Annotated in this window: 32 protein-coding genes and 1 pseudogene; 19 read left to right on the top strand and 14 right to left on the bottom strand. The window is 51.7% G+C overall.

The features are described from left to right. Positions 1 to 18: 18 nt before the first annotated feature. Positions 19 to 699: a tRNA-uridine aminocarboxypropyltransferase gene (gene tapT / locus NA197_RS22855; RefSeq protein WP_064043533.1), complete on the bottom strand. Its 681-nt coding sequence runs from the start codon at positions 697 to 699 to the stop codon at positions 19 to 21. 72 nt (positions 700 to 771) lie between these two features. Then, positions 772 to 1,191 (bottom strand): thioredoxin TrxC, encoded by a 420-nt coding sequence (trxC, locus tag NA197_RS22850; protein WP_001098732.1) that lies wholly within the window; start codon positions 1,189 to 1,191, stop codon positions 772 to 774. A 203-nt stretch (positions 1,192 to 1,394) separates the two neighbouring features. Between trxC and NA197_RS22845 the strand changes: the two genes are divergently transcribed. Then, positions 1,395 to 2,432 (top strand): tRNA/rRNA methyltransferase, encoded by a 1,038-nt coding sequence (locus tag NA197_RS22845; RefSeq protein WP_000997366.1) that lies wholly within the window; start codon positions 1,395 to 1,397, stop codon positions 2,430 to 2,432. A 115-nt stretch (positions 2,433 to 2,547) separates the two neighbouring features. On the opposite strand, the gene ung is transcribed toward NA197_RS22845, so the two are convergent. Continuing rightward, positions 2,548 to 3,237, bottom strand: a complete 690-nt coding sequence (ung, locus tag NA197_RS22840) for a uracil-DNA glycosylase (protein WP_000179978.1) — start codon at positions 3,235 to 3,237, stop codon at positions 2,548 to 2,550. A 318-nt stretch (positions 3,238 to 3,555) separates the two neighbouring features. Here ung and grcA point away from each other — a divergent pair, with 318 nt between their 5' ends. Further along, the gene (gene grcA, locus NA197_RS22835; protein WP_000627811.1) at positions 3,556 to 3,939 is read left to right on the top strand and encodes an autonomous glycyl radical cofactor GrcA; all 384 of its coding nucleotides are present in this window, start codon (positions 3,556 to 3,558) and stop codon (positions 3,937 to 3,939) included. Between the two features lie 61 nt (positions 3,940 to 4,000). On the opposite strand, the gene eamB is transcribed toward grcA, so the two are convergent. Beyond that, positions 4,001 to 4,588 (bottom strand): cysteine/O-acetylserine transporter, encoded by a 588-nt coding sequence (gene eamB, locus NA197_RS22830; RefSeq protein WP_000188414.1) that lies wholly within the window; start codon positions 4,586 to 4,588, stop codon positions 4,001 to 4,003. A 102-nt stretch (positions 4,589 to 4,690) separates the two neighbouring features. Between eamB and NA197_RS22825 the strand changes: the two genes are divergently transcribed. Then, complete coding sequence (locus NA197_RS22825; protein ID WP_000365861.1) at positions 4,691 to 5,590, top strand: LysR family transcriptional regulator; 900 nt, start codon at positions 4,691 to 4,693, stop codon at positions 5,588 to 5,590. 17 nt (positions 5,591 to 5,607) lie between these two features. Here the strand turns inward: NA197_RS22825 and srmB are convergent, their stop codons facing one another. Next, entirely contained in the window at positions 5,608 to 6,942 is a 1,335-nt protein-coding gene (srmB, locus tag NA197_RS22820; protein ID WP_000219174.1) for an ATP-dependent RNA helicase SrmB, read from the bottom strand. Between the two features lie 129 nt (positions 6,943 to 7,071). Between srmB and trmN the strand changes: the two genes are divergently transcribed. Continuing rightward, a complete protein-coding gene (gene trmN / locus NA197_RS22815; protein WP_000083343.1) occupies positions 7,072 to 7,809 on the top strand; it encodes a tRNA(1)(Val) (adenine(37)-N(6))-methyltransferase TrmN in 738 nt (245 codons plus the stop codon). Here the strand turns inward: trmN and nadB are convergent. Next, entirely contained in the window at positions 7,794 to 9,416 is a 1,623-nt protein-coding gene (nadB, locus tag NA197_RS22810; protein ID WP_000989187.1) for an L-aspartate oxidase, read from the bottom strand. The two genes, trmN and nadB, sit on opposite strands and share 16 nt — an antisense overlap. A gap of 263 nt (positions 9,417 to 9,679) precedes the next feature. Between nadB and rseD the strand changes: the two genes are divergently transcribed. The 6 genes from rseD to NA197_RS22780 all read left to right on the top strand — a co-directional run bounded on the left by rseD (position 9,680) and on the right by NA197_RS22780 (position 14,257). Beyond that, the gene (gene rseD / locus NA197_RS22805; protein ID WP_014344135.1) at positions 9,680 to 9,844 is read left to right on the top strand and encodes a rpoE leader peptide RseD; all 165 of its coding nucleotides are present in this window, start codon (positions 9,680 to 9,682) and stop codon (positions 9,842 to 9,844) included. After that, positions 9,841 to 10,416 (top strand): RNA polymerase sigma factor RpoE, encoded by a 576-nt coding sequence (gene rpoE / locus NA197_RS22800; RefSeq protein ID WP_000003307.1) that lies wholly within the window; start codon positions 9,841 to 9,843, stop codon positions 10,414 to 10,416. Before rseD ends, rpoE begins: the two co-directional genes overlap by 4 nt. A gap of 31 nt (positions 10,417 to 10,447) precedes the next feature. Continuing rightward, a complete protein-coding gene (rseA, locus tag NA197_RS22795; RefSeq protein WP_001168374.1) occupies positions 10,448 to 11,098 on the top strand; it encodes an anti-sigma-E factor RseA in 651 nt (216 codons plus the stop codon). Further along, complete coding sequence (rseB, locus tag NA197_RS22790) at positions 11,098 to 12,054, top strand: sigma-E factor regulatory protein RseB (RefSeq protein ID WP_000812021.1); 957 nt, start codon at positions 11,098 to 11,100, stop codon at positions 12,052 to 12,054. The genes rseA and rseB overlap by 1 nt, the downstream gene beginning before the upstream one ends. Next, entirely contained in the window at positions 12,051 to 12,530 is a 480-nt protein-coding gene (rseC, locus tag NA197_RS22785; protein WP_000589087.1) for a SoxR-reducing system protein RseC, read from the top strand. The genes rseB and rseC overlap by 4 nt, the downstream gene beginning before the upstream one ends. Before the next feature lie 497 nt (positions 12,531 to 13,027). Further along, the gene (locus NA197_RS22780; protein WP_023137440.1) at positions 13,028 to 14,257 is read left to right on the top strand and encodes a tyrosine-type recombinase/integrase; all 1,230 of its coding nucleotides are present in this window, start codon (positions 13,028 to 13,030) and stop codon (positions 14,255 to 14,257) included. Here NA197_RS22780 and xis read toward each other — a convergent pair. From xis to NA197_RS22750, 6 genes and pseudogenes are all read right to left on the bottom strand, one after another. Further along, positions 14,235 to 14,519 (bottom strand): excisionase Xis, encoded by a 285-nt coding sequence (gene xis, locus NA197_RS22775; protein WP_016062825.1) that lies wholly within the window; start codon positions 14,517 to 14,519, stop codon positions 14,235 to 14,237. The genes NA197_RS22780 and xis overlap by 23 nt on opposite strands. 40 nt (positions 14,520 to 14,559) lie before the next feature. Continuing rightward, positions 14,560 to 14,799: a DUF4060 family protein gene (locus NA197_RS22770; protein WP_016062826.1), complete on the bottom strand. Its 240-nt coding sequence runs from the start codon at positions 14,797 to 14,799 to the stop codon at positions 14,560 to 14,562. 42 nt (positions 14,800 to 14,841) lie between these two features. Then, the gene (locus NA197_RS22765; protein WP_001539618.1) at positions 14,842 to 15,999 is read right to left on the bottom strand and encodes a RecT family recombinase; all 1,158 of its coding nucleotides are present in this window, start codon (positions 15,997 to 15,999) and stop codon (positions 14,842 to 14,844) included. Further along, on the bottom strand, positions 15,962 to 18,889 hold the full coding sequence (locus NA197_RS22760) for a RecE family exodeoxyribonuclease (RefSeq protein ID WP_064043532.1): 2,928 nt from the start codon (positions 18,887 to 18,889) through the stop codon (positions 15,962 to 15,964). The genes NA197_RS22765 and NA197_RS22760 overlap by 38 nt, the downstream gene beginning before the upstream one ends. Positions 18,890 to 19,027: 138 nt before the next feature. Beyond that, positions 19,028 to 19,198, bottom strand: a complete 171-nt coding sequence (locus NA197_RS22755) for a YdaE family protein (RefSeq protein ID WP_064043531.1) — start codon at positions 19,196 to 19,198, stop codon at positions 19,028 to 19,030. Continuing rightward, positions 19,191 to 19,346: pseudogene (locus tag NA197_RS22750) on the bottom strand (hypothetical protein); the annotation flags it as partial. The gene NA197_RS22755 and the pseudogene NA197_RS22750, both read right to left, overlap by 8 nt. A 250-nt stretch (positions 19,347 to 19,596) precedes the next feature. On the opposite strand from NA197_RS22750, the gene NA197_RS22745 reads away from it, so the two are divergent. Next, positions 19,597 to 19,803, top strand: coding sequence for a hypothetical protein (locus NA197_RS22745; RefSeq protein WP_000373338.1), 207 nt, complete (start codon positions 19,597 to 19,599; stop codon positions 19,801 to 19,803). A 28-nt stretch (positions 19,804 to 19,831) separates the two neighbouring features. Here NA197_RS22745 and NA197_RS22740 read toward each other — a convergent pair whose 3' ends face one another. Beyond that, positions 19,832 to 20,335 carry a hypothetical protein gene (locus tag NA197_RS22740; RefSeq protein WP_064043530.1) on the bottom strand — a complete coding sequence of 168 codons (504 nt, stop codon included), beginning with the start codon at positions 20,333 to 20,335 and terminating at the stop codon, positions 19,832 to 19,834. Between the two features lie 255 nt (positions 20,336 to 20,590). Beyond that, positions 20,591 to 21,058 (bottom strand): helix-turn-helix domain-containing protein, encoded by a 468-nt coding sequence (locus NA197_RS22735; protein WP_064043529.1) that lies wholly within the window; start codon positions 21,056 to 21,058, stop codon positions 20,591 to 20,593. A 13-nt stretch (positions 21,059 to 21,071) separates the two neighbouring features. On the opposite strand from NA197_RS22735, the gene NA197_RS22730 reads away from it, so the two are divergent. From NA197_RS22730 to NA197_RS22695, 8 genes are all read left to right on the top strand, one after another. Beyond that, on the top strand, positions 21,072 to 21,299 hold the full coding sequence (locus tag NA197_RS22730; protein WP_000145711.1) for a transcriptional regulator: 228 nt from the start codon (positions 21,072 to 21,074) through the stop codon (positions 21,297 to 21,299). Then, entirely contained in the window at positions 21,265 to 21,639 is a 375-nt protein-coding gene (locus NA197_RS22725) for a CII family transcriptional regulator (protein ID WP_023260978.1), read from the top strand. The genes NA197_RS22730 and NA197_RS22725 overlap by 35 nt, the downstream gene beginning before the upstream one ends. Positions 21,640 to 21,730: 91 nt before the next feature. Then, entirely contained in the window at positions 21,731 to 22,636 is a 906-nt protein-coding gene (locus NA197_RS22720) for a replication protein (RefSeq protein ID WP_053303531.1), read from the top strand. Next, positions 22,633 to 23,325 carry a replication protein P gene (locus NA197_RS22715; protein ID WP_000789019.1) on the top strand — a complete coding sequence of 231 codons (693 nt, stop codon included), beginning with the start codon at positions 22,633 to 22,635 and terminating at the stop codon, positions 23,323 to 23,325. Before NA197_RS22720 ends, NA197_RS22715 begins: the two co-directional genes overlap by 4 nt. Before the next feature lie 13 nt (positions 23,326 to 23,338). Continuing rightward, positions 23,339 to 23,938 carry a hypothetical protein gene (locus tag NA197_RS22710; RefSeq protein WP_053303533.1) on the top strand — a complete coding sequence of 200 codons (600 nt, stop codon included), beginning with the start codon at positions 23,339 to 23,341 and terminating at the stop codon, positions 23,936 to 23,938. Further along, positions 23,935 to 24,297 carry a hypothetical protein gene (locus NA197_RS22705; RefSeq protein WP_001652510.1) on the top strand — a complete coding sequence of 121 codons (363 nt, stop codon included), beginning with the start codon at positions 23,935 to 23,937 and terminating at the stop codon, positions 24,295 to 24,297. The genes NA197_RS22710 and NA197_RS22705 overlap by 4 nt, the downstream gene beginning before the upstream one ends. After that, positions 24,294 to 24,662, top strand: a complete 369-nt coding sequence (locus NA197_RS22700; RefSeq protein ID WP_000069464.1) for a hypothetical protein — start codon at positions 24,294 to 24,296, stop codon at positions 24,660 to 24,662. Before NA197_RS22705 ends, NA197_RS22700 begins: the two co-directional genes overlap by 4 nt. A gap of 515 nt (positions 24,663 to 25,177) precedes the next feature. Continuing rightward, positions 25,178 to 25,314, top strand: a 137-nt coding sequence (locus tag NA197_RS22695; protein ID WP_139120490.1) for a DinI-like family protein, incomplete at its 3' end; no start/stop codon positions are given.

Here is a 25,314-nt window from a genome sequence, read left to right as displayed (position 1 = left end):
TTAAACGCTTTCGCTATTTTATGCTGTGACGTTTCCCGGATGTTGCGTTTTTCCTGCCAGATAGCGCGTTTTAAAACGGGTAAAATGTTCACCTAAACTGGTTGCCGCCTCGGTATCTCCCGCCAGATCTAACAACGCTATGGCGACTTCGGCGGTACAATATTGCCCTTTGGCATGGATTTCACGCAGACGATAAGCTGAAAGACGCGATAAATCGACGGAAATGACCGGCAGATGATCCAGATAAGGGCTTTTACGAAACATTTTACGTGCTTCGGGCCAGGTGCCGTCCAGCATAATAAACAGCGGCGGTTTCCCGGCGGGCGGGGTGGAAATGACCTCGCGCGCTTCGCCGGCGTAGGACGCAGGAAAGACCACTATCGGCTGATAATCCGGATGCCGTACCAGCTCCAGCAACGCCTGCGGCGGCTCGGTACGCGACCACTGAAACGCCGCGGTATCCGGCAAAATATCGGCTATCAGCCGGCCGGTATTGCTGGGTTTCATCGGTTCAGTGTCAAACATGACCAGACAAAAACGGCTTTTCGCCTGAGAAGGCGTTAACGTATCACACAGGCAAGATTTTAGCGGCAGCAGGCAGCGTTGACAGCGGCGAACCCGATTGCCTCTGGCAAGAAAAGGGCGTGTAGCGCGCGCAAGCCGTTCGGCGCGTAACTGAAGGACAGCGTTATTGGTCATAGAAAGCGTTTGCGGAGAAAAACGCTATTGTGGCAGAGGTGAAAACGGGGCACAAGATGCGCCCCGTGGCGTTTACAGCGCTTCGTTCAGCCAGCTGTCGAAAGGCGCTTTAGGCACTGCGCCATTAAGCATATCGACCACCTGTCCATGTTTAAAAATCATAATCGTCGGGATGCTGCGAATACCGAAACGGGCGCTGAGTTCCCGTTCCGCCTCGGTATTTACTTTGACGAAACGGACTTTACCGCTGCGCTCTTCTGCGACATCCTCGAAGATTGGTGCAAAGTTACGGCAAGGGCCGCACCAGGGTGCCCAAAAGTCGATCACCACTGGAAGATCGTCCTTCAACAGTTTGTCCAGCGTTTCGCCGGTCGCATTAATGACTTCTCCGTCAAACAACTCATGACCGCAGCGTCCACATTTTGCCGCGTCCTGAAGCCGATCGTCGGGGATGCGGTTAATGGCCTGACAATGGGTACAAACGGTGTTCATAGCTAACCTCTGAATACGTCGGAAGACGTCCCGCTACGCGCGGGATGTTTCTATAATGTTACATATTATCGAGGAGTCTGTGCTAAACAACAATGTGTTTTATTCAATGAGTACAATAGTCGCAAGCTTTTAAACGAAATCATGGCTAACCGGATGCACATCGGGTAATCTTCGCGCTTCGCGCAGCGCTGGTGGAGAAAAGCATGAACGATGAATTAAAAAACAAAAGCGGCAAAGTCAAAGTGATGTATGTCCGTAGTGATGATGACTCTGATAAACGCACCCATAACCCGCGTACCGGGAAAGGGGGAGGCCGCCCAGCAAAGTCTCGCACTGACGGTGGACGTCGCCCCGCCCGTGATGAGCGAAATAATCAGAGCCGTGACCGTAAACATGAAACTTCGCCGTGGCGCACCGTGTCCCGTGCGCCAGGCGATGAAACGCCTGAGAAAGTCGATCATGGTGGTATTAGCGGTAAAAGTTTTATCGACCCTGAAGTTTTGCGTCGCCAGCGTGCGGAAGAGACGCGCGTCTACGGCGAAAATGCCTGCCAGGCGCTATTCCAGAGCCGTCCTGACGCCATCGTGCGCGCATGGTTTATCCAAAGCGTGACCCCGCGTTTTAAAGAGGCGCTGCGCTGGATGGCGGCGAATCGTAAAGCCTACCATGTGGTGGATGAAGCCGAACTGGCAAAAGCGTCCGGGACTGAGCACCACGGCGGCGTGTGTTTCCTGATTAAAAAGCGTAACGGTACGACCGTTAAGCAATGGGTAAAGCAGGCGGCGGATCAAGACTGCGTGCTGGCGTTGGAAGATGTCGCTAACCCGCATAATCTGGGCGGCATGATGCGTAGCTGCGCGCACTTCGGCGTGAAGGGCGTGGTGGTACAGGATGCGGCGTTGCTGGAGTCCGGCGCGGCGATTCGTACTGCGGAAGGCGGGGCGGAGCATGTCCAGCCGATCACTGGTGAAAGCATTGTTGACGTACTGGATGATTTTCGTCAGGCGGGGTACACCGTGGTGACGACGTCCAGCGATCGCGGTCAGGCGCTCTTTAGTACGACCCTGCCGGAAAAGATGGTGCTGGTCTTAGGCCGTGAATATGACTTCCTGCCGGAAGCGGCGCGCGAACCCGGCGATCTGTGCGTGAAAATTAACGGCACCGGGAACGTGGAAAGCCTGAATGTGTCGGTTGCGACAGGCGTACTCCTCGCCGAGTGGTGGCGACAGAATAAAGCGTAAGGGCTGCAGCCCGGTGACGCAACGCGCGCCGGGCCAATGATGTACTTCCTACCGCCCGGTCAGACAAGGCGCTTTCGCGCCGTTATCCGGGCGATAAAACGGCGAGTCGCCAACGTTATTCACTCTCAGCCGGTAATACTGGCGTCCAGTCGATAGTTTTCTCGCCGTGTTGTTCCAGCCATTGGTTCGTTAGCGCAAAATGGTTACAGCCAAAAAATCCGCGGTGCGCAGAGAGTGGCGAGGGATGCGGAGCTTTCAGAATATGGTGGCGCTGTGGATCAATAATCGCGCCTTTCTTCTGGGCGTGCGAGCCCCACAGCAAGAAGACGACCCCTTCGCGGTGTTGGTTAATCAGGCTTATCACTTTATCCGTAAAAGTTTCCCACCCCAGGCTGGCATGAGAGTGCGCCTGGCCTGCCCGTACCGTGAGCACCGTATTCAGTAACAGTACGCCCTGGCGCGCCCAGCTTTCCAGATAACCGTGCGCGGGGCGAACAAAGCCGGGAATGGAGGCTTCCAGCTCTTTGTACATATTCACTAATGACGGCGGGGGAGCGATCCCAGGACGCACGGAAAACGCCAGACCATGTGCCTGGCCGGGGCCGTGGTAAGGATCTTGTCCCAGGATCACCACCTTAACGTCGCCCAGTTCCGTGAAGCGAAAGGCGTTAAACACATCTTTTTGCGGCGGGTAGACCGTGATACCCGACTGACGCTCGCCAGCAACAGTGTGAAGCGTATTGATAAAGTAAGGTTGCTGTTTCTCATCAGCCAGCACATCGTGCCAGGTTAACTCAGTCGCCATCTCGCTCTCCTGCGAATTTCCAGTTCCCTTAGCTTAACTGCTTCTTTCTGCAGTGCAAAATCCTGCGTGCTACAAAAACGGTTACCTACAAAAGATAGTTGAAAATTTATGTAAAAAGTTTATAGGTCTGAATGGTGTAAGTTGATGTAAAACAATAAATTCCCTTCATCACCCTTTTTATGGTGTGGTTTTTATTGATTTAAATCAAAGAATGAAGGGTGATCGAAGGGTATATATACACTCAAGCAACAATGGTTTTACCAATTGGCCGGGATTAGGCCGACCGAAATCAAATAATTTTGCCTGGGGAGGCATCACATGATTACAGGTATCCAGATTACTAAAGCCGCTAACGACGACCTGCTGAATTCCTTCTGGCTGCTGGACAGCGAAAAAGGCGAAGCGCGCTGCATCGTTGCAAAATCCGGCTTTGCTGAAGATGAAGTCGTGGCTGTCAGCAAACTGGGCGAGATTGAATACCGTGAAATTCCGATGGAAGTTAAACCGGAAGTACGCGTTGAAGGCGGTCAGCATCTGAACGTTAACGTTCTGCGTCGTGAAACTCTGGAAGACGCGGTTAAGCATCCGGAAAAATACCCGCAGCTGACTATTCGTGTTTCTGGTTATGCGGTGCGTTTTAACTCCCTGACGCCGGAACAGCAGCGCGACGTTATCGCTCGTACCTTTACCGAAAGCCTGTAAGGCTTATCCGGTAATAACAAGCGGAAGAGGCCGGGCCTTTTCCGCTTTTATTTTATTTGGGTCAGTAAAAAATCCGCACCGCGCAGTACACCAGCAGTAACGCCAGAATGATATTTAACTGGCGACCATAATGGCGAAACGCCCGCTGAAACAGATGTCCCGCCAGCGCCCAACACACATTACCGAACGTGCCGATCAATGCCAGCAATATACTGACGCCGATGACCCAGTTCAGCGCCTGCGTTTGCGGTAAAACAAATGTAGACAGAGCGGTAATGCCGTACAGAATAATTTTGACGTTCACAAACTGCAGGCCAAAGCTTACCCAAAAGCCAACCGGTTTTGGTCTGGCGTTTTCATCCGCCGCTGGACTGGTGGCAATTTTCCACGCCAGCCACAGGATATACGCAGCCCCCACCCAACTGAGTAAATGAATGATTGCCGGATCGATAACCGCAAGGGAAAACGCGATCCCGGCGCACAGCAGCATGACGACCAAAAATCCCAGACTCATACCTGCCAGTACACGAATACTCTGCCGAAAACCATGTGCAGTTGCTGCGCTAAGCGCGAGAATATTGTTAGGGCCGGGGGTAAGGGCGGTGATTAATGTATAAGTCCAGAAAGCGCTTAAAAGCATCGGTGTCACTTGTCATCTCCTCTGTTTTAGCAGACAGTACCCGATATGAAATATTTAAAAAAATGAATGTTTTTTAATTCTGAATTCGAGATTTTCGATAGGTTGGTGGTTATGGATCTGCGTCGGTTTATTACGCTGAAAACGGTAGTGGAAGAGGGCTCGTTTCTACGGGCTTCGCAAAAGCTGTGCTGTACTCAGTCGACGGTAACTTTTCATATTCAACAGCTTGAACGTGAGTTTTCCCTGCAACTGTTCGAGAAAATAGGGCGCCGAATGTGCCTGACCAATGAGGGGAAAAAGCTGATGCCGCATATCCATGAACTGACGCGTGTGATGGAGTCGATTCGTGAAGCCGCAAGACAGGATGCGGAACCTGGCGGAGAGCTGCGCGTGGCGACAGGTGAAACCTTACTGGCGTACAAAATGCCGCAGGTTTTACAACGTTTTAAGCTGCGAGCGCCGAATGTCAGATTGTCGCTACAGTCGCTGAATTGCTATGTAATACGTGATGCGTTGCTGAATGACGAGGTCGATCTGGGCGTTTTTTATCGCGTAGGTAATGATGATGCGCTCACGATGCAGCAACTGGGGGAGCAGTCGCTGGCGCTGGTGGCCTCTCCACTGCTACAGGATGCTGATTTTACGCAGCCAGATCAGCATATTCCCTGTAGCTTCATCATCAATGAACCGCAATGTGTCTTCCGCCAGCTGTTTGAAAGTACGCTACGGCAGAGGCGGATTACGCTGGAAAACACCATTGAACTGTGGAGTATTGAAAGCATTAAACAGTGTGTGGCTGCTAACCTGGGCATCAGCTTTTTACCACGTTTTACCGTTGAACGAGAACTTAGTACCGGTCAGTTGAAAGAGCTGCCGTTTGGCGCGCCGTCGCTATCGATCATGGCGCTGTGCGCCCATCATGCCGGGAAAGCGGTCAGCCCGGCAATGCAGATATTTATGCAGTGTATGGAGGCGTGTTTTACCGTGGAAGATAAAAAAATGCCGGGTTAACGAACCCGGCATTATCATCACTCTTCGCTGGATTGCTCCTGCATTTTCGTACCGCTTGGCTTGCGGCGCTTACCGATATTTTTTGTATCGCGGTGACGTTTCTTCACGCGCGGCTTCTCTTTTTCTTTCTCTTTTTTCTTCTCGGCGCGTTTCGCCAGCACTTTTTTCGACGGTTTGCCGGTCAGCTTTTCGCTGGGCGCACGCGTGGTCGGGCGAAGCTCATCAATGACGCGCGCTTTTAGCGGCTCTTCGATGTAGCGACCGATTTTCAGCAGCAACAGATGGTCGTGGGCTTCTACCAGCGAGATTGCAGTGCCTTTGCGGCCAGCACGGCCTGTACGACCAATGCGATGCAGATAGGTATCGCCACTGCGCGGCATGTCGAAGTTAATGACGTGGCTGACGTCAGGAATATCAATCCCGCGTGCCGCGACGTCGGTCGCGACCAGCACGTTAACGCGACCGTCGGTGAGACGCTTAATACCTTCGTTACGTTTGATCTGCGCCATCTCGCCTTCAAGATAGCAATTGTTGATCCCTGCCAGACGCAGCGTTTCAGCCAGTTCATGGACGCGTTCACGTTTACGTACAAACACGATAGAACGGGTTGCATCGTCTTGTTTTAGCAGGTGCTTCAACAGCGCAACTTTATGTTCGAAATTGTCGGCACGGTAGTACCACTGGTGAATTTTCTTACGCTCGCGGGTTGACGGATTGGCGGAAACCTCAACCGGGTCTTCCAGCAGGCGCTCGGCAAAATCTTTAATCGCATCGCCTTCCAGCGTGGCGGAGAACAGCATCGTCTGTTTACGCCAGCGGGTCTCACCAGCGATATGTTCAATGTCCTGAGCGAAGCCCATGTCGAGCATCCGGTCAGCTTCGTCAAGAATCAGTGTTTCAACCGCCCGGCAGTCAAAGTTCTCTTCTTTTATATATTGCAGCAGACGGCCCGTCGTGGCGACCACGATATCCTGGTTTTCGCTAAACACTTCAGCATGGTTCATATAGGCCACGCCGCCGGTAATCGTGGCGATATCCAGATGAGTATGCTTAGCCAGTTCACGAGCGTGATCGGCAACCTGCATTGCCAGTTCGCGGGTTGGCGTCAGGATCAGAATGCGCGGCGGCCCCGATTTTTTACGCGGAAAGTCGAGCAGGTGCTGCAACGCTGGCAGCAGATATGCCGCCGTTTTACCGGTGCCTGTCGGCGCAGAACCGAGTACATCACGGCCATCGAGCGCAGGCGGAATGGCGGCAGCCTGAATGGCGGTCGGGCGAGTGAAACCTTTATCCTGGAGGGCATCCAGCAGGCTTTCGTCGAGTTCAAGTTCGGAAAAAGTCGTTACAGTCATGTTCTACCTCTGTGTGGGGCGCTGATTATAGACGTTACGGCCGCAATCTTCATCTGTTTGTATGGATATCCCTTCTCAGGTATTGTTTTCACTCGGCGCTGTCGCCGTTTTTTGCAAGGTTGTTTTTACATGTCTCAGTCTGGCTCCGTTCTTCGTCGTAACGGATTTACGTTTAAACAGTTTTTTGTCGCACACGATCGGTGTGCGATGAAAGTGGGAACTGACGGTATTTTACTCGGGGCGTGGGCACCGGTCGCGGATGTAAAGCGAATTCTGGATATCGGTACTGGAAGCGGTCTACTGGCGTTAATGCTGGCGCAGCGGACGGATGACAATGTGCCTATTGACGCCGTGGAACTGGATGCCGGGGCTGCCATGCAAGCGCAGGAAAACGTTGCTCACTCTCCCTGGCCGCATCGAATAACGGTGCATACTGACGATATTCAGCGTTGGGCGCCTCGCCAGACGGTACGCTTTGATCTTATTATCAGCAACCCGCCTTATTACGAACCCGGTGTGGAATGCGCCACGCCGCAGCGGGAGCAGGCGCGTTACACCGCTACGCTGGATCACCAGACGTTATTGGCTATTGCGGCGGATTGTATTACCGAAGACGGCTTTTTTTGCGTAGTCTTGCCGGAACAAATAGGTAACGCTTTTACACAGCAAGCGCTCAACATGGGATGGCATTTGCGATTACGTACTGACGTTGCGGAAAACGAAGCGCGCTTGCCGCACCGGGTTTTGCTCGCATTCTCCCCGCAAGCCGGAGAGTGCTTTAGCGACAGATTAGTAATTCGCGGGTCAGACCAGCATTATTCTGAAAGTTATACGGCGCTGACCCAGGCATTTTATCTGTTTATGTGAGGCGTTAACGGCGAAAGGATCGATGGGCCTGATTCAGCCAGTTGTTGCGGATAATCCAGCGTAAAGTGCAGCCCCCGGCTCTCTTTACGCATCATCGCGCAACGCACAATCAGTTCGGCCACTTGCACCAGATTGCGCAGCTCCAGTAAATTATTCGAGACGCGAAAGTTGGCGTAATATTCGTCAATCTCTTGTTGCAACATAGTAATACGCCGTAGGGCGCGCTCCAGCCGTTTCGTCGTGCGCACAATGCCCACATAGTCCCACATCAGCAGGCGCAGTTCATGCCAGTTATGCTGAATCACCACCCGCTCATCGGCGTTCTCCACGCGGCTTTCATCCCAGGCGGGAAGGACGTCAACGCTGTGGACAGAAGGCATTCGCCTGTCGATATCCATTGCCGCGGACCAGCCGTACACTAAGCATTCCAGCAACGAGTTGGACGCCATACGGTTAGCGCCGTGCAGGCCGGTGTAACTGACTTCGCCAATGGCATATAAGCCGTCTACATCGGTACGACCATAATCATCGACGACCACGCCGCCGCAGGTATAGTGCGCGGCAGGAACAACGGGAATCGGTTCTTTGGTTAAATCCATCCCCAAATCGAGCAGTTTCGCATAGATCATCGGGAAGTGTTGGCGGACAAAATCGTCAGGCTTGTGGCTGATATCGAGAAACATACAGTCTGCGCCGAGTCGTTTCATCTCATGGTCAATAGCGCGGGCGACAATATCGCGCGGCGCCAGTTCCCCGCGTTCGTCAACGTCCGGCATAAACCGTGAACCGTCCGGACGTTTAAGGTATGCGCCTTCGCCGCGCAGCGCTTCGGTAAGGAGAAAATTACGCGCCTGCGGGTGATAAAGGGCGGTGGGATGAAACTGGTTAAATTCCAGATTAGCGACCCGACAGCCTGCGCGCCAGGCCATCGCGATACCGTCGCCGGAGGAAATATCCGGGTTAGTGGTGTATTGATAAACCTTTGAGGCGCCGCCGGTCGCCAGCACCACCGACTTCGCATGACAGGTTTCAACCCACTCTTTATTGCGATTCCAGATCCAGGCGCCGACGACCCGGCGAGGCCCCGGCAGACCCATTTTATCGGAGATAATTAAATCAACGGCGTTGCTGCGTTCCAGCACCTGAATATTAGGATGATTTTGCGCCCGACTGACCAACGTGGTTTCGACTTCCTTTCCGGTAGCGTCAGCGGCATGAAGGATACGGCGATGGCTATGGCCGCCTTCACGCGTGAGATGATAGCTCTCCTTGCCGTTTGGCTGGACATGCGTATCAAACAGCACGCCCTGATCGATAAGCCACTGCACGCAGGTACGAGCGTTGCTGGCGACAAACTCCACCGCGTGGCGATCGCAAATTCCGGCGCCGGCAATCAGCGTATCTTCGACATGCGACGCAATACTGTCGGTTTCATCAAACACGGCGGCAATACCGCCCTGCGCATAAAACGTGGAGCCCTCGCTCACCGGCCCTTTACTCAGGACGATAACCTTATGTTTTTCAGCCAGACGCAGCGCCAGCGAGAGTCCGGCCGCGCCGCTGCCGATAATTAACACATCACAGGACAGTTCAGGAGTTGTCATCATGGTTTTTGTTTAATTTACTAAACACGGTTGCGGCAGATTAGCACTATATGGCGCTAAAAAGCACGTGATGATTTCGCTGGTGTTGTGCTTATTAAACATAAAATAAAAATACGGCGAGAGATAAACGGCAAAAAATATTTTATAGGGCAGGGTGTTAGCGTCGGATTTTGTAGTGAAATAAAGATGCTGTTAGGTTACTCTGCAAACGACGAAATGGGCATTTCTGTACAGATAGTGCGTTGTTCAGCATCTGTAGACTTATAATGGAAGATAAGACCTGTCTACAACATGACAAACAAAAACAAATGCGTAACGGAACTTTACGAAACATAGACACTCTAACCTGTTGCTTGCTCATAGTGCGGCTTATGGAGTGGCGTTTCGAAAGCGCGTGGAAATTTGGTTTGGGGAGACATTACCTCGGATGAGCGAGCAGTTAACGGACCAGGTCCTGGTTGAACGGGTCCAGAAGGGAGATCAGAAAGCCTTTAACTTACTGGTAGTGCGCTACCAGCATAAAGTGGCGAGTCTGGTTTCCCGCTATGTGCCATCGGGCGACGTTCCCGATGTCGTACAGGAATCATTTATTAAGGCCTATCGCGCGCTGGATTCTTTCCGGGGGGATAGCGCTTTTTATACCTGGTTGTATCGCATTGCGGTCAATACCGCGAAGAACTACCTGGTTGCGCAGGGGCGTCGTCCGCCTTCCAGTGATGTAGACGCGATTGAAGCAGAAAACTTTGAAAGCGGCGGCGCGCTGAAAGAAATTTCGAACCCTGAGAACTTAATGTTGTCAGAAGAACTGAGACAGATAGTTTTCCGAACTATTGAGTCCCTCCCGGAAGATTTACGTATGGCAATCACCTTACGGGAGCTGGATGGCCTGAGCTATGAAGAGATAGCGGCTATCATGGATTGTCCGGTGGGGACGGTGCGTTCACGTATCTTCCGGGCGCGGGAAGCTATTGATAATAAAGTTCAACCGCTTATCAGGCGTTGACGATAGCGGGATACTGGAAAAGGTATTAGGCATGCAGAAAGAAAAACTTTCCGCTTTGATGGATGGCGAAACGTTGGATAGTGAGCTGCTCAAAGCGCTTACGCACGACCCGGAAATGCAGAAAACCTGGGAGAGTTATCACCTGATCCGCGATTCAATGCGGGGGGATACGCCTGACGTTCTCCATTTCGATATATCCGCTCGCGTGATGGCCGCTATTGAAAACGAGCCAGTACGTCAGGTGTCGCCATTAATCCCTGAGGCCCAACCCGCTCCGCAGCAATGGCAGAAAATGCCGTTCTGGAAAAAAGTGCGTCCGTGGGCGGCGCAGCTTACCCAAATGGGCGTGGCGGCGTGCGTTTCACTTGCAGTTATCGTCGGTGTCCAGCACTATAATGGGCAATCTGAAACATCCCAACAACCTGAAACGCCGGTTTTCAATACCCTGCCTATGATGGGGAAAGCCAGCCCGGTAAGTCTGGGAGTGCCTTCTGAAGCAGCGCCTGTCGGCAGTCAGCAACAGCAGGTACAGGAGCAGCGTCGTCGCATTAATGCCATGTTGCAGGACTATGAACTGCAGCGCCGACTGCACTCCGAACAGCTTCAGTTTGAGCAGGCGCAAACCCAGCAAGCCGCGGTACAGGTGCCAGGAATCCAAACTTTAGGAACGCAATCGCAGTAATGAAGCAACTTTGGTTTGCCATGTCCCTTGTGGCGGCTAGCCTGTTCTTCTCAGTAAACGCCTCGGCCGACCCTGCGTCCGGGGCGTTATTGCAGCAGATGAACATCGCCAGTCAGTCACTGAATTACGAGCTGTCATTCGTCAGCATCACGAAACAAGGCGTTGAATCTCTGCGTTATCGACACGCACGCCTGGATAGTCGCCCGCTTGCGCAATTGCTACAGTTGGACGGTCCCCGCCGGGAGGTCGTACAACGTGGTAATGAAATCAGTTATTTTGAACCGGGCCTTGAGCCGTTCACCCTGAACGGTGATTATATTGTCGATTCTCTGCCTTCCCTGATTTACACCGATTTCAAGCGTCTGGCGCCTTACTACGACTTTATTTCCGTCGGACGCACCCGTATCGCAGACCGATTGTGCGAAGTTATCCGCGTTGTGGCGCGCGATGGTACGCGTTACAGCTATATCGTCTGGATGGACATGGACACCAAACTACCGATGCGCGTTGATCTTCTGGATCGCGATGGCGAGACGCTGGAGCAGTTCCGCGTTATTGCGTTCACGGTGAGTCAGGATATCGGCAGCAACATGCAGGCGCTGGCGAAGGCGAATCTGCCGCCGCTGCTTTCTGTTCCCGGTGGCGAAAAAACGAAATTTAACTGGAGTCCATCCTGGGTGCCGCAAGGCTTTAGCGAAGTTTCCAGCAGCCGTCGTCCGTTGCCGACGATGGATAACCTGCCTATCGAATCGCGGCTTTATTCTGACGGTCTGTTTAGCTTTTCCGTCAATGTGAACCGGGCGACGCAAAACAGCAGCGATCAGATGCTGCGTACCGGGCGCCGAACGGTTTATAGCAGCGTTCGCGACAACGCGGAAATCACCATTGTCGGCGAGCTTCCGCCGCAAACGGCGAAGCGCATTGCCGACAGTATCAAATTCAGGGCAGTACAATGATTAAAGAGTGGGCAACCGTTGTCTCCTGGCAGAATGGTCAGGCGGTGGTGAGCTGCGACGTTAAAGCGTCATGCAGCAGCTGCGCCTCCCGTGCGGGATGCGGCAGTCGCGTGCTGAATAAATTAGGGCCGCAAACCACGCATACCATTGTTGTGCCAAGCGCGGAGCCGCTGGCGCCGGGGCAGAAAGTCGAATTGGGCATCGCCGAAAAAAGCCTTTTAGGTTCGGCATTGCTGGTCTATATGTCGCCTTTAGCGGGGCTATTTCTTTGTGCGGCGCTTTTTCAGATGCTGTTTGGATCTGACCTTGCCGCATTAAGCGGGGCCGTGCTGGGCGGCGTGGGCGGTTTTCTGGTTGCCCGCGGCTATTCCCGAAAACTGGCGGAGCGCGACGCCTGGCAGCCGGTGATTTTAAACGTTGCCCTCCCGCCGGACCTTGTTCGCGTCGAAACTACCTCAATCGAAACGCGCCAGTAAACGTTTTGCCCAACGGTACACCTGCCGCGTTGGGTTGTTGTCCCGATAAGCATGCGCTTTTCCTGCGTTGCGGTGTTTTACAGGAAAAAAGCGAGGCGTTTTCCAGTTCCCGCTCTCCTTACACTATGAACATTTCCTCGCCTTAGCGTTGTAGTGTAGAATGCGGCGTTTCAGTTAAAACAGACGTTAAGCTCAGAACAGCGACCTCTAAAGTCTGGTCAACCAGGCGTAAGGCATAATAATTTATCTCTATGAAGAACATACGTAACTTTTCGATCATTGCTCACATCGATAATTGATAGCACGCCAGCCCCCGCAAACTTCCGACAAAAACGCCTCAAGATCCCCATAAAATCAGCTTTCCCAAAAACAATACTGTTTGCATGTACAGTCAACCTACGACATCATAAGTCATGGTTTTTGTGTCCACCAGCGCGTCCATATCCTATGATGGACACATTACCTCCCGTTCTGATGGACACACGCAGGGACAAATCATGGCTATTTCAGATAGTTATCTAAAGTCGTGCCTTGGGCGCGAACGAGACAAAGTTGAAGAAAAGGCAGACCGTGATGGTCTGTGGGTACGTATCTCCAAAAAGGGGGCTGTTACTTTTTTCTACCGATTCCGCTTCCTGGGCAAACAGGACAAGATGACGATCGGCAGCTATCCGGAGTTCGGGTTAAAAGCCGCGCGCGATGAAGTCGCTAAGTGGGCCGCCATTCTTGCCCGTGGCGAAAACCCACGGATCAGGCAAAGCCTCGACAAAGCCAAGATTAACAGCCGGTACACCTTCGAAGAGCTGTTTCGCGAATGGCATTCAATGGTGTGCGTTCAGAAAGAAACGGCAGGGCAGATTTTACGTACATTCGAATTGCACGTTTTCCCCAAGCTAGGGAAATACCCTGCACATCAGCTCACGCTGCACAACTGGCTCACCGTCCTGGACAGATTGGCTCAGGCATACAGTGAGATCACCAGGCGCGTAATCAGCAACGGGCGGCAGTGTTATTCTTGGGCGGTAAAACGGCAACTGCTCGAGGTTAACCCGCTATCCGAAATGTCTGGCCGTGATTTCGGCATCCAGAAACAAATGGGCGAGCGAACCCTGGACCGCAAAGAGCTGGCGATAGTCTGGCGAGCCATTGAGGATTCCCGCCTCATTGAGCGCAACAAGATCCTCTATAAATTGTCACTTATATGGGCGTGCAGGGTCGGCGAACTCCGGCAGGCTGAAGTCGCACATTTTGATTTTGAAGAAGGGATCTGGACTGTTCCATGGGAAAACCACAAGACAGGGCGGAAGACAAAAAAACCAATAATTCGACCTATCATTCCGGAAATGCTCCCGCTGATAAAACGGGCCATTGAGCTGGCGCCTGGACGCTTTGTTTTTTCAAAATACGAAGACAAACCGATGAGCGAAGGCTTTCACATGAGCATCAGTAGCAACCTGGTTAAGTTCATGCTGAAGGCTTATAACGAGCAGGTCCCACACTTTACTATTCATGACCTACGCAGAACTGCGCGAACGAATTTCTCAGAGCTAACCGAGCCTCATATCGCCGAGATAATGCTCGGGCACAAACTGCCAGGTGTGTGGTCGGTGTACGACAAGCACACCTATGTTGAGGAAATGAGAGTGGCATATGGTAAGTGGTGGGCCCGACTTATGAGCATCGTCGAGCCCGACATTCTGGAGTTCACGCCGCGTCAGGTCGGGTGAGACGGCCTTTATCATCACGGGTTAGATTCAGGTGAGACATCGGCTTACGGGTTGATCGTGACATCTCTTTAATCTGCCAAGCGGTGACTTTAGTTTTAAGCCATTTGTTGGAGCCACCCATATATGAACAGTCTGGTTCCGGGAATGGGTTGTTGTCGCTTGGTCGTTTTCGGTAACGATCCAGCGTCCTGGAAGAAATCCTTAGCTGACAGCAAATTTCGCTGGTGCTCATCAATTCAAAGTCTCTAATTTTTTTGCTCATCGTTTTCTCCATTGGCCCCGCAACGGGCCATCGCTAATATTCATTTTGCCTGTGCGGGCAGATTTCTAAGTTTCCTGGCGCCGATCATTGCGGTGGCTACGTAGCTGGTGGCCCGGTTAACTACTTCGACAGGAACCTTTACGCCATCCACTACAACGGTGTAATTGGTAACGTGCTTTTGTCTGCCGTAATCGCCGAACTTCTCATGATGCGCTGCCAGTGCAACATCACATGCGCGACGGCCCAATGGCGATTGCTTACTGCGATTTATAAGGCGCATAAAACTTCCTCAGGCGGGAGGGCGTAACCCCTCCCGATGCAATTAGCCGATGTATTCCGGTTTCATATCGTCCAGGGTGACGCGGTACTTATCGTGCAGTTCGTCGCCAAGATGACGTTTAGCAGCGCCAAGCGTGCTTTCAGCTTTAGCAAACATCTCTGCGGCTTCCGGTTCGCCAGGGTTTGGAATTGAGTTGATCACTGCCTCGACTTTGTTCTGTGCATCGACCTGGTAATAGCGCTTCACTGCTTTGTTTTTTAATTCGGTGAACAGCGCAGTCCCCAGCAACGCTTTCTGTGATTCGATATCCGCACGGATTGCTTTTGCCTGATCAACGGAACTTGCTGTATCAATGCGTTCGCGAAGATCGTCGGCAACAGCATCAACGTTAGCTGCCGACTCCTGCGCGCTGGTCCTGGTGCTAACCTCGCTGGTGATTTCCTGTACGCTCATGCGCTGGACTGGAGCAGGGTTAATCTCGCGTTCTTCTCGTTGCTCAACCTCATCAGGGCTGTACACGCCGAGGATCACTTCCGGGCAGTACAGGCGAGCCCAATATTTAACGCCCAGATAGGCAATTTGCTGTTTAGGGTTTGAAACCCATAGCGGAGAATTGCGGGTAACAACGCCGGAGAGGTAAAGAGGTTCTCCCCAGGTGATTTCAGATTCACCCCGCAGAATGGCACCAACCTGAACGAACAGGCCGATCTCGTCCTCATCCGTCCAGCCACGAACGCGCTCAGTGACGGTGTACTTCCCATTTTTACCGTTTTTATCGCGTGTGATTTCCTGTGTCCTGGTGCAGCGCTCCCAGTCACCCCCATAGCGGTAATGAAAACGGCCATGAATGGCACTGGAGCTTGCGATTACTGCGTTGACCAGTTGTGCCTCGTAACCAAGAACACCGTTAACCAGGTGTGTTTTCTGAGCCACAGCGTAAGGGTTCATGCCCCATTGCATAGCCTGCATGACGATAGCCATACAGTCGGCTGGTTTCCCTGCAAGGTGTGCCGGTACCGTCACCTGTGAGTCTGCCATCAGGTTAGCGAAAGCTGTTAACTGACCCAGTGCCTGAACGTTAAAAATTGCGTTACTGGCAGAAATGGTGTTTGGTGCCTGCTGCTCAGTGGTAACAATATTTGTGTTTTCCATGATTTTCCCCTTATGCCTGTACGCGCAACGCTTCAAGGCGGCGCACATCAAAATCGTTCAGTTCGTCGGTGTAGTCTTCTGTGATAGGCGCTGGCCATTCACCAGTGTCGAAGCCGTTTGCTATCGCTCGCATTGTTTTGCGGTATTCCAGCATGCCAAGTTCCAGCAACTCGGTAGACGCCTCAATGATGGCGACCCAGTGGTAGTTCTCGTCTTTGTTGACGAAAATCCAGAAAAACTGGTCCAGCGCCGCAGTTTCGCAGTACATGGCCGCGCTCAGGTGATAGTCCCGATCGATGATTTCACGGTGCAACTTCGCACGCAGGCCTTCCTGCTTGATGTTCCACATGCTGATAGTTTTCAGGTCGGCGCCAATGCGCAGGCCGCCCATATCGAGCTCAAGGTCAGGGCGTACCCGAACTTCCAACCCGGTTTCCTCATCAATCCCAAAATAGCTCACCTCGACAGCGCGGCTTGGGTGAGTCAGCAATTTGCCGGCGGTCGGGTGCTCCAGCAGGGCTTTCTGAATGTTCAGCGCGGTGCTGAGCTGTTGGCGGGTGACCAGCACTTTCCCTTCGGTGTTCTCCCGCCACGCATCCAGCAATTCGTCGGCGAATACCGCTGCCGGGTTGACTGATTTCACGGTCTGAATCAGATCGGCCTTCGTGCCAGAGACTTTCAACGGCGACGATTTTTGCGCTTCCTGAGCGACCAGGTCAGGGTTGATTATTGCCAGTTGCTCCAGCAGCGCGTCACGGCTGCCGCTGGTTTTAACCGGCGGGGGCAGGGTGGCGTTGTACTCTTTGATGCAGGCTTTCATCGCCGTGGCTGTATGTTTGGTGCCGTTTTCAATGAGCTGGAATTCTTCGGGAAGCTGCTCATACGATGCATAGGTTTCATCTACCGAAGCTCCAAGCGACATCTGCGAGGGCAGGGTGGCGTTGTACTCTTCCAGCAGCGCTTTGATATCATCAGCACTCAGCAGCGCTGGCAGGCTGGCGTTGTGCGCGTCGATGAACTCGCGCAGGGTGGCGGTGGTGGTGAAAGCACCCTCAGGGATCTCCGGCTCTACGCTGAACTCCGCTTCGAGGTTTTCCGGCTGTAGAGCCAGAGCATGTACCAGGTTGCCCATATCAAGCACTGGAGAGCGCTCTTTGACGATAGTCTTCTCTACGTGACGCGCGTTAAAGTACATCAGCGACACGCGAGCATCTTTCACCTGAGTTGAGCTGATCCCGTTGGCGGCGTGGTAAACCTCGTTTGGTACACCTTCATAGCGGCCCGGCTCGAAGTATTCCGGCCAGGCTGCTTCTGGCTCTTCTTGTTGCGATTCCGGTACGTTTTGTTGCGCCTCAGGTTCAGATTGGCTCACAGAATCGTTGTTCTGGTGCGTCTCAGCCTGATTCTGGTTCTCTACGGTAACTGCTTCTTTACCAGTACCCAGATCGCCTTCGCCTGCCTGCACCGCATCACCAGCCTGTTTTTCATCACTGTCAGCTTTTTGAACCTGCACATTGCTGGTGGTCTCCGGATTCGTTTCTGTGCCATGAGTTGATGAGTTCTGCATTAAAGCGGACACGTCGAAAATACCGTTGCCAACATTTTTAACCAGTTCAGGTTCGGTGGTCGGCTGGCTTGTCTCGGTTTTCACCCATTTTGGGTCGTTCGGGTCGCTGATGCCTTCCACATATTCACCGCGCGCGGCGGCAAGCTGTCGGTTGGCTTCTTCTACCGCGTCTTTTTCCGGAGTGTGTCGGGCAGCCGTGAGAGCTTCCTCGGTGGGGTTCTCGTGATCAGTCTCCGTTAAGTTGGCGTTGATATACCCCTGAAGGCGTCCGGGGTAGTGATAAAACTCAGGGTGTGCGCTTCGGATCAGCGCGAAAATAGCGGCGCGGGAATAATCCAGGATACCGGGCGTTGCGCGAAGTACTGCGGACCATTCTTTGAACGGACTTTCCTTTTTCTTTACGATTTCTTTTGCGCGACGGTAAACGCTGCCAGGTAGCTCATAGATATTAAAGTCCATAGGCAAAGTGGCCATTGCAATCTCTACATCCAGAGTATCGAGAGTGTGTTCGTAATCAGGGTTACGGTCAGTCTTATTGCCACCGCCAGCGTTGGCGCCGCTTTCAGTGCGCTGAATAGCCGATACACGGTTGCCTTTCGCCCACTCCTTAACGAGCAAACCGCGATCGATATTCTCCGTCTCGAACCATGTTTTAAGGAACTGGATAACAGTCGCCAGTTCAGGAGTTTTTCCATCGACAGGGAATACTTTTTTAACGGCATTCACTATTTTGTGAATGTCATGTTCAATGGCTTTCTTGAACGCTTCAACATTCTCGGCGGCAAGCAGCAGGTTCTGGACATATGAATTATCGGTGTCCATTTCGAGACGCAGAATTTCTTTTTTCTGGGAGGCGTCGACGTGATAAAGATACTCACCTTCACCTATGTACTGAGCAAGAACGCGGTGACGGAGAGGCATAGTTGCGACAACAGTCAGCTCGGGGGCTGGGGCTGTTGCCTGGTCAGGGCTGTTGCTTTCGTTACCAAAATTTTCGGTGTGGTCTTCCAGCACTTCGCCTGTTTCGGTATCAACACCGTCAACGATGTGCTGGCGGGCCACGGCGGCGGCTTCAGATGATGGCAGGGTGACGCCGGGGATTTGTTCCCAAGTCATGCCATCTTCACCTAGGCGATAATAATTAGTGAAGGTAAAACTTATTTCACCTTCCGGCGGCAGCTCGTTGACTACCGGAAAATTGGTGCGGATCGGCCTTGCATAATCCTTACCGCGGCCGGTTTCAATTTCAGCATCTTCCAGAACGACATCCAGCATAAGGTTGGCGCGCGCTTCTGATTTTGCAGTGAACCAGACCGTCGCATCTTGCTTTCCGGATTTCTGCGTAGCTTTTACTACATAGAAAAATTCCATGTGAGATCCTCTTTTTTAGATGTAAGATCCCCGGGCCAGAGATAGCGCCCATTGGGTGTGTTTTTGGTTTGGTATAAATTCCGGTGTAACTTTGGTCGGTGGCACCGGACGTGAATCCCGCCTTGCGCGGGGTTTTCGTTATGCTTCGTGAGCCATCTGGTCGAACGAAGCGCAACGTACTGAACAGTAATCGCGCTCTTCATGTGTCAGCTGCGCGCCGCGAATCAGCGTCAGCTCGTTTTTTACTTCTTTGCCTTGCTCAATCGTCTTTCCACACAGGTGGTAAGCGCATGTCTTTTGGTTATGCATCCGGATCTCCTTTCTGCGCCAGCAGGTAGCAGAGGCGGCGGATTAAAACCTCAATCCGGTTGAGCGGGACGGCCTGCTGTCGAGCTGGTTTACGTGCGAAATCAATCATTCTCACCCTCGTTTGCCTTATCGCCGGCCAGCGGAACGTTTATCACCTTCTGCGCGTTAACTTTTCCACCTCATTCCGGTCTTCGTATGCCCCGGACGGCTACTTCGTGGGCGTCCTGCCTGGGTGGTTCGTTGTTGCTATGGAATAAGTAAAGCATCATTTTACTTTTCAGTCAACCTTTGCGGAGTTAAAGTGTAAAGCAAAGCTGTACAACAAGCGTGTTCATTTTTGAACTATGTTTAGCAGCTCAATATGTATATGATTAAAAAAACATCAGTAAGGGGTGGTTATGGATCGTGACGAGCTGGAAGAAGACCGTGCAGCATTCATTGCGGGTGAGATTGGCGGCGCAGTGGTCGAATTGATAATCGACGGCGTGGTGATTAACCGCGATGCAATCGTTGAACGTCTGGAGGAGAAGCGTAGAAGAGTCGGGAACGTTATTCACAAAGGTGTATTGCGGGATGCGGCTGCTATGGTGAGGAAAGGGCAATAAAAAACCCGGCTCGGTGGCCGGGTATGATTTAGGAGTGTGATTTTTTTCCTAATGTATGCATGAAGTCTATTACATGCAAAATGCTTGAGCTAAAGCTTGGTATTTTTTTGATTCCACCAAAAGCAACCTTTGTCAGGATCGCTACTATGGAAAGAAGTATGGCAATAGCGGCGAAACATATTGATATCACTGGATGACGCTTCATGTTAACCGACACGACGGAGTCCATAACATCCTGAAAGCTAACCTTGTCACCTTTGTTGATTAACTGGTTTGATGGGGCCGGGTGTTTTTCCTTTGTGAGCAACAATACGATAGGGGCAAGGAGGCATACAGTAGGAAAAAACCACCATTTTCCGGCACCTAGATATGAAAAATAAGCCATATCCTTCATTTTGCTTGGGGCGCTATCGTCATTAAGGTAATCAATTGTAATTTTTGACAGTTTCTCTTTTTCATCGAGAGCAGTCGCCCGGCATGTATACCAGTATGCATAAAGAATAAGCGTTGCCGCTATGGCTATAACCATCATTCTCTTCTCATCCTCTCTCGCTCTTTATACTTTTTCCAAGCTGAGGCTACCTTATCATCTAGATCTCGCTCTCTACCACTAAATTTAGTCCAAGTATGTAAGCAATAAAAGGGGAAAGAAAATATAGATATAACAACAAAGTACGCAAGAGTAGGGGATTTATCGTAAATTGATTCCCATAAAAGCCTTACCTGTTTAAGACCCTCAGGTATCCAACTTAAGTCCATTTATCCCCTCACTGCCAGTTATCATAAATCAGTCCGTATCCCCTTTAATCCGCCGTCCCATATACCTGGCGTACAGTTCGTCGAGCTCCTTCAGGCGCAGGGATACGATCCGCAACATGTTCTGCTGCTCTTCTTCCGGTAACTGGCGATAGAGCTCAAGCAGGCGCTGTTCGTCAGGTTTAAGTCCGTCTTTCTCTCCGACATCCTCACCAAGCAGCCACGGAACTGATACGCCAGCAGCATCAGCAATAGCTAATGCGGAACTTTTACTAATTCTTCCTGTTTTGAACCAACTGGAAACTGCTTGCTTGCTGACACCAGCTACCCTGGCCATCTCTGTTTTAGAGAAACCCTTCTTATTTAACTCTGCCAGCCTGGAGATCAGGCCATTCGTCAGTGTGTTATCGCTCATCACTTCATTGTAAATGATTGCTTTACTTGTAGATAGGCATGTGTTGTTTGACTTGTTGGTAAAATGATGCTTTACTTTTGTCATCTAAGGAGGTCCTATGACTGGTATTGAAAAAGCAATTCAAAAATTTGGAACAGGGGCTGCTCTTGGAAGAGCGCTTGGATTTTCAAAAATGACAATTTCCAACTGGAAAAAGACCGGGATTCCCCCCGATCACATTCGTTCAGTTTTCGAACTTACAGGTGTTACGCCACATGAGTTACGGCCTGACTTGTATCCAAATCCAACAGATGCATTACCAAGCCAAGAGGCGTCAGCCAAATAACCATAGAGGATATTTACCCATGGAGAACGCAATTGCACGAAAGTTAGACCCACCAGAAATCAACCCGGTTGAGATAGAGAGCGTCCTGCTCAACCGGCTTGCATCAGTAGGGCAGAAATCATACGCCGAGCATATGGGCATCAGCGAGTCGACAGTCAGCAGGCGTAAAGCTGAGGGATATTTCTGCAACATGGCGAAAGAGCTGGCGTTTCTTGGGATTCAGGCCGCGCCACCGGAGGCGGTACTGGTATCCAGAAACTATCTCACAGCTGTAGAGATTCTCGCTGATGCCGGGCTAAAGGCTGAGCGAGCCAGGCCGGATGCGCTGGGGTGGGACTGAAAATGGCAACAACCAAAAAGGCGAAAGCCGCGGTGAGGGGTCACCAACGGCTTTCAGGTGGAATTAACTGGATCAATTCACAGGAGTAATTATGGCAAACACTGCCGAAGTAATCAATTTTCCTGTGCCTGACGTGGCACCTAAGGAGCTGCGCGTGGCAGATCTCGATGATGGCTATACGCGCCTGGCAAATGAACTTCTGGATGCCGTGATGTGTTCTGGTTTGCCGGAGACTGAGCTGTGCATCCTGATGGCCGTATGGCGCAAAACGTATGGATACAACAAGAAAATGGACTGGATCAGCAACGAGCAGCTAGAGGAGATGATTCAGAAGCATCATACCCATTGCTCGACAGCAAAAAACAGTCTGATCAGGAAGAAGGTACTGATTCAGGAAGGCCGCAGGGTTGGTATGAATATCCATATTTCCGAGTGGCAAACTAAAAATAACGGATTCTGCAAAACATTAGCTAAACCTGCTAAGAAAACCTTAGCGGAAGTTGCTAACGCACCTAAGCAGAAGTTGCTAACCACAAAAGACAAACTAACAAAAGACAATATTAAAAGATCTACGTCCGAGAATTCTGACGAATCCTCTGACAAGCCAGGAAAGAAACCTCATGTTCTAAAACCCGAAGCAGCGATTCAGAGAGGCAACAAGTGGGGAACTGCTGAAGACCTAACTGCTGCCGAGTGGATGTTTGACCTGATAAAAACCATTTCTCCATCAGCCAGAAAACCTAACCTGGCAGGATGGGCTAACGATATACGCCTGATGCGTGAATGTGACGGACGAACACATCGCGACATGTGCGTGCTGTTTCGCTGGGCGTGCCATGACAGCTTCTGGGCTGGCAACGTCATTAGCCCGGCAAAGCTCCGCGAAAAGTGGACTCAACTCGATATCAACCGCAACAAGCAACAGACTGGAACAACTGCCTCTAAGCCAAAACTTGACCTGAATAACACTGACTGGATTTACGGAGTGGAGCTATGAAAAACATTGCTGTGCAGATGGTTAATTTTGACCGTGAGCAGATGCGCCGTATTGCCAACAACATGCCGGAACAGCATGACGATAAACCGCAAGTTGAGCAGGTTGCTAAGGTCATCAACAACGTGTTCAGCCAGCTTATGGCCGCGTTCCCTGCTACCACGGCTAATCGCAGCCAGGCCGAGATGAACGAAATCCGGCGCCAGTGGGTTCTGGCCTTCCGTGAGAATGGCATTACCACCATGGAACAAGTAGCTGCCGGAATGCGTGTCGCCCGCCGTCAGGAGCGTCCGTTTCTGCCATCGCCGGGACAGTTTGTAGCGTGGTGCCGTGAGGGGAGTGGAGCACTAGGGGTCAGTGTTGACGACATCATGGGCGAATACTGGCGTTGGCGGAAGCTTGTTTTCCGTTATCCGACCAGTGAGCAGTTCCCATGGCGAGATAAAAATCCGCTGTATTACCACGTCTGCCTGGAGCTGCGCCGCCGGGGAATGGAAGGGCAACTCAGTGAAAAAGAACTTATCCGGGCCGCTGGCGACATTCTGCATGAGTGGGAAAAGCGGGCTCTTGCAGGTAAACCCATACCGCCTGTTCGTCGCGCTTTAGCCGCGCCGTCGCGGGATCGCGGTCCAACGCCAGCCGAGATGTTAATGGCGAAATACAAACAACGCAAAGACGCCGGTCTGATTTAACAGGAGCAACCAAATGAAAGAACGTGGAATGATTTTTAACGCTGAGATGGTGCGGGCAATTCTCGACGGTCGGAAGACGCAGACGCGGCGTCCGGTTAAGTTCCCATTAATCGATAAGAACATGGGGTGTGAGTTAGCAGGCAACGAATTGGCCGGTGAGCTGGCGGCGCACAACTACTGGAATAGCCCTTATGGTAAGCCAGGCGATCGCATCTGGGTGCGGGAAACATTTCGTGTCCATAGCCGGGCAACGGATGTCGCCACGCTGGTCTACCGGGCCAGTGTCCGAAACTCCTGGACTGAGCAAACTCATCGCGTTCCCGTTGCGGTTTGCAATACACCAGCCACACCAGAGAAGTGGACGCCGTCTATTCATATGCCGCGCTGGGCAAGCCGTATCACGCTGGAGATTACCGGAGTTCGAGTTGAGCGCCTCAACTCAATTACTGAATCCGACGCCGAAGCAGAGGGAGTAACTGATACAGGGTTTGGTGATCTGCTCGTTGATGGTTACCGATATCTATGGAAATCCATCTACGGCGAAGGATCTTGGGCGGCTAACCCCTGGGTGTGGGTGATTGAATTTAAACGCGTTGAAGGCGGTGCAGCATGACAATCAGCAAACAGGCGCTACGTGAAGAGTTCCTCTACATGCAAGACCACTACAACGATCCGGCAGACCGTAAGAAACAGGAAGTATATATCGCTGCTGAAGCGCTGCTGGATGAGCTGGAAAAAGAGAAGGGATACGCCAGCACATATGAGGCTGAAAAGTGGCATTACCACGGTTTGGCAGAATCAGAAGGCGAGCGAGCAGACCGGACAGAAAAGCAAGTGGACGAATTAACGATGTGGGTTAAACGACTGGCCTGTTCACTCAGAAAAGCCAGACCGAATAGCAAGTTACACGGTGCCGCAATGGACTATTTGAGCCGTAAAGGGTTAATCAGTGTGGAGGATGTATTGAGATGAGCAATAACAAACTAACAGACAGGAAAATAGCTGAAATTCTGGCGCGCGCTGAAATCTGCGACGATTCAGTTTTGACTGACTGCACCGATATTGCAGCGGCGATGCGAGAACTACAGGAGCGCCGCAGGCTGGGCGGGGTATTGCACGCTGTCTGTGAGGTGTGTGGAGTGCCGTGTAATAATCCCAATCACCCACAAATGGCTGTGGCACATGAGTACAGCGCCCCGCTAGCGCCGGAGGAAATGCCAAAAGGTCTGGCTGGTCAAATTGTCAGTCTGCTGGCGCATAACGTTGGCGATAAGTTCCTTGCTCAGAAAATATGGAACGCCTGTCGCGCCGCCATGCTCAACGGAGGTAAATCGTGAAACACCTATATGCCGGTCCTGTGATCGGCATTAATGAAAAATCAAAAAATACGAATCAGTGATTTGTAATCAACATTTCTTAGGTTTGTAGATATGCGAATAATAACCAGGAAGAAACCTGCGTTCACTGACCTGTACCAGACTGGTGTTCTGACGCGTATAGCAGCCGTTAAGACTGACAGTGGCGGCTGGCGCCTGTTTGGAGTGTGGCGTGATCAGGATATCGCTGTATTTGTGGAAGCGGCGCGCGGCGGCATCCGGGAATGGTCCGGCTTAAATTATCTGGCTGAGTTTGTGTTCAGTTGTGGCATTAGTCTCTGGGAGGTTCACAACAAGACAGAAAGGAAAACTCCGGCATGAAGTGTTGCGTCATAACCCGCTTCGGCGGGTTTTTCCGCCTAAAATCTGATATGAAACAACATGCTAGCTTTTGCAAAAAGTGCTATTCACCCCTTGAATATTCTTTCTAACAGGTATACTGTGTTTATATACAGTAGTTGAATGTAGAGGGAATTATGAGAATTGAACTTGTTATCAGCCGGACAAAACAGCTTCCGGAAGGTGCCGTTCCTGCACTTGAAAAAGAATTAATTACCCGTCTCCAGAATCAGTATGAAAACTGCAACTTAACCATCCGTCGAGGCAGTCAGGA

Origin of the sequence: Salmonella sp. NW884, assembly GCF_051700745.1 — a bacterium.
Classification (GTDB): Bacteria; Pseudomonadota; Gammaproteobacteria; order Enterobacterales; family Enterobacteriaceae; genus Salmonella; species Salmonella enterica.
The sequence above is the reverse complement of the archived record's forward strand: the minus strand, read 5'-3'. Positions and strand labels throughout refer to the sequence as shown.

Excerpts from the sequence above, each read along its gene's own strand:
- NA197_RS22780 (WP_023137440.1), top strand. The coding sequence starts at position 13,028 with ATGGCTATTTCAGATAGTTATCTAAAGTCGTGCCTTGGGCGCGAACGA.
- srmB (WP_000219174.1), bottom strand. The coding sequence starts at position 6,942 with ATGACTGTAACGACTTTTTCCGAACTTGAACTCGACGAAAGCCTGCTG.
- NA197_RS22760 (WP_064043532.1), bottom strand. The coding sequence starts at position 18,889 with ATGGAATTTTTCTATGTAGTAAAAGCTACGCAGAAATCCGGAAAGCAA.
- NA197_RS22845 (WP_000997366.1), top strand. The coding sequence starts at position 1,395 with ATGAACGATGAATTAAAAAACAAAAGCGGCAAAGTCAAAGTGATGTAT.
- rpoE (WP_000003307.1), top strand. The coding sequence starts at position 9,841 with ATGAGCGAGCAGTTAACGGACCAGGTCCTGGTTGAACGGGTCCAGAAG.
- NA197_RS22745 (WP_000373338.1), top strand. The coding sequence starts at position 19,597 with ATGGATCGTGACGAGCTGGAAGAAGACCGTGCAGCATTCATTGCGGGT.
- NA197_RS22755 (WP_064043531.1), bottom strand. The coding sequence starts at position 19,198 with ATGCATAACCAAAAGACATGCGCTTACCACCTGTGTGGAAAGACGATT.
- NA197_RS22740 (WP_064043530.1), bottom strand. The coding sequence starts at position 20,335 with ATGATGGTTATAGCCATAGCGGCAACGCTTATTCTTTATGCATACTGG.
- NA197_RS22765 (WP_001539618.1), bottom strand. The coding sequence starts at position 15,999 with ATGTGCGCCGCCTTGAAGCGTTGCGCGTACAGGCATAAGGGGAAAATC.
- NA197_RS22735 (WP_064043529.1), bottom strand. The coding sequence starts at position 21,058 with ATGACAAAAGTAAAGCATCATTTTACCAACAAGTCAAACAACACATGC.
- nadB (WP_000989187.1), bottom strand. The coding sequence starts at position 9,416 with ATGATGACAACTCCTGAACTGTCCTGTGATGTGTTAATTATCGGCAGC.
- xis (WP_016062825.1), bottom strand. The coding sequence starts at position 14,519 with ATGAGCAAAAAAATTAGAGACTTTGAATTGATGAGCACCAGCGAAATT.
- NA197_RS22705 (WP_001652510.1), top strand. The coding sequence starts at position 23,935 with ATGACAATCAGCAAACAGGCGCTACGTGAAGAGTTCCTCTACATGCAA.
- NA197_RS22720 (WP_053303531.1), top strand. The coding sequence starts at position 21,731 with ATGGCAAACACTGCCGAAGTAATCAATTTTCCTGTGCCTGACGTGGCA.
- NA197_RS22825 (WP_000365861.1), top strand. The coding sequence starts at position 4,691 with ATGGATCTGCGTCGGTTTATTACGCTGAAAACGGTAGTGGAAGAGGGC.
- rseC (WP_000589087.1), top strand. The coding sequence starts at position 12,051 with ATGATTAAAGAGTGGGCAACCGTTGTCTCCTGGCAGAATGGTCAGGCG.
- rseB (WP_000812021.1), top strand. The coding sequence starts at position 11,098 with ATGAAGCAACTTTGGTTTGCCATGTCCCTTGTGGCGGCTAGCCTGTTC.
- NA197_RS22725 (WP_023260978.1), top strand. The coding sequence starts at position 21,265 with ATGCATTACCAAGCCAAGAGGCGTCAGCCAAATAACCATAGAGGATAT.
- grcA (WP_000627811.1), top strand. The coding sequence starts at position 3,556 with ATGATTACAGGTATCCAGATTACTAAAGCCGCTAACGACGACCTGCTG.
- NA197_RS22710 (WP_053303533.1), top strand. The coding sequence starts at position 23,339 with ATGAAAGAACGTGGAATGATTTTTAACGCTGAGATGGTGCGGGCAATT.
- NA197_RS22700 (WP_000069464.1), top strand. The coding sequence starts at position 24,294 with ATGAGCAATAACAAACTAACAGACAGGAAAATAGCTGAAATTCTGGCG.
- trxC (WP_001098732.1), bottom strand. The coding sequence starts at position 1,191 with ATGAACACCGTTTGTACCCATTGTCAGGCCATTAACCGCATCCCCGAC.
- NA197_RS22730 (WP_000145711.1), top strand. The coding sequence starts at position 21,072 with ATGACTGGTATTGAAAAAGCAATTCAAAAATTTGGAACAGGGGCTGCT.
- trmN (WP_000083343.1), top strand. The coding sequence starts at position 7,072 with ATGTCTCAGTCTGGCTCCGTTCTTCGTCGTAACGGATTTACGTTTAAA.
- rseA (WP_001168374.1), top strand. The coding sequence starts at position 10,448 with ATGCAGAAAGAAAAACTTTCCGCTTTGATGGATGGCGAAACGTTGGAT.
- ung (WP_000179978.1), bottom strand. The coding sequence starts at position 3,237 with ATGGCGACTGAGTTAACCTGGCACGATGTGCTGGCTGATGAGAAACAG.
- NA197_RS22715 (WP_000789019.1), top strand. The coding sequence starts at position 22,633 with ATGAAAAACATTGCTGTGCAGATGGTTAATTTTGACCGTGAGCAGATG.
- rseD (WP_014344135.1), top strand. The coding sequence starts at position 9,680 with ATGGAAGATAAGACCTGTCTACAACATGACAAACAAAAACAAATGCGT.
- NA197_RS22770 (WP_016062826.1), bottom strand. The coding sequence starts at position 14,799 with ATGCGCCTTATAAATCGCAGTAAGCAATCGCCATTGGGCCGTCGCGCA.
- tapT (WP_064043533.1), bottom strand. The coding sequence starts at position 699 with ATGACCAATAACGCTGTCCTTCAGTTACGCGCCGAACGGCTTGCGCGC.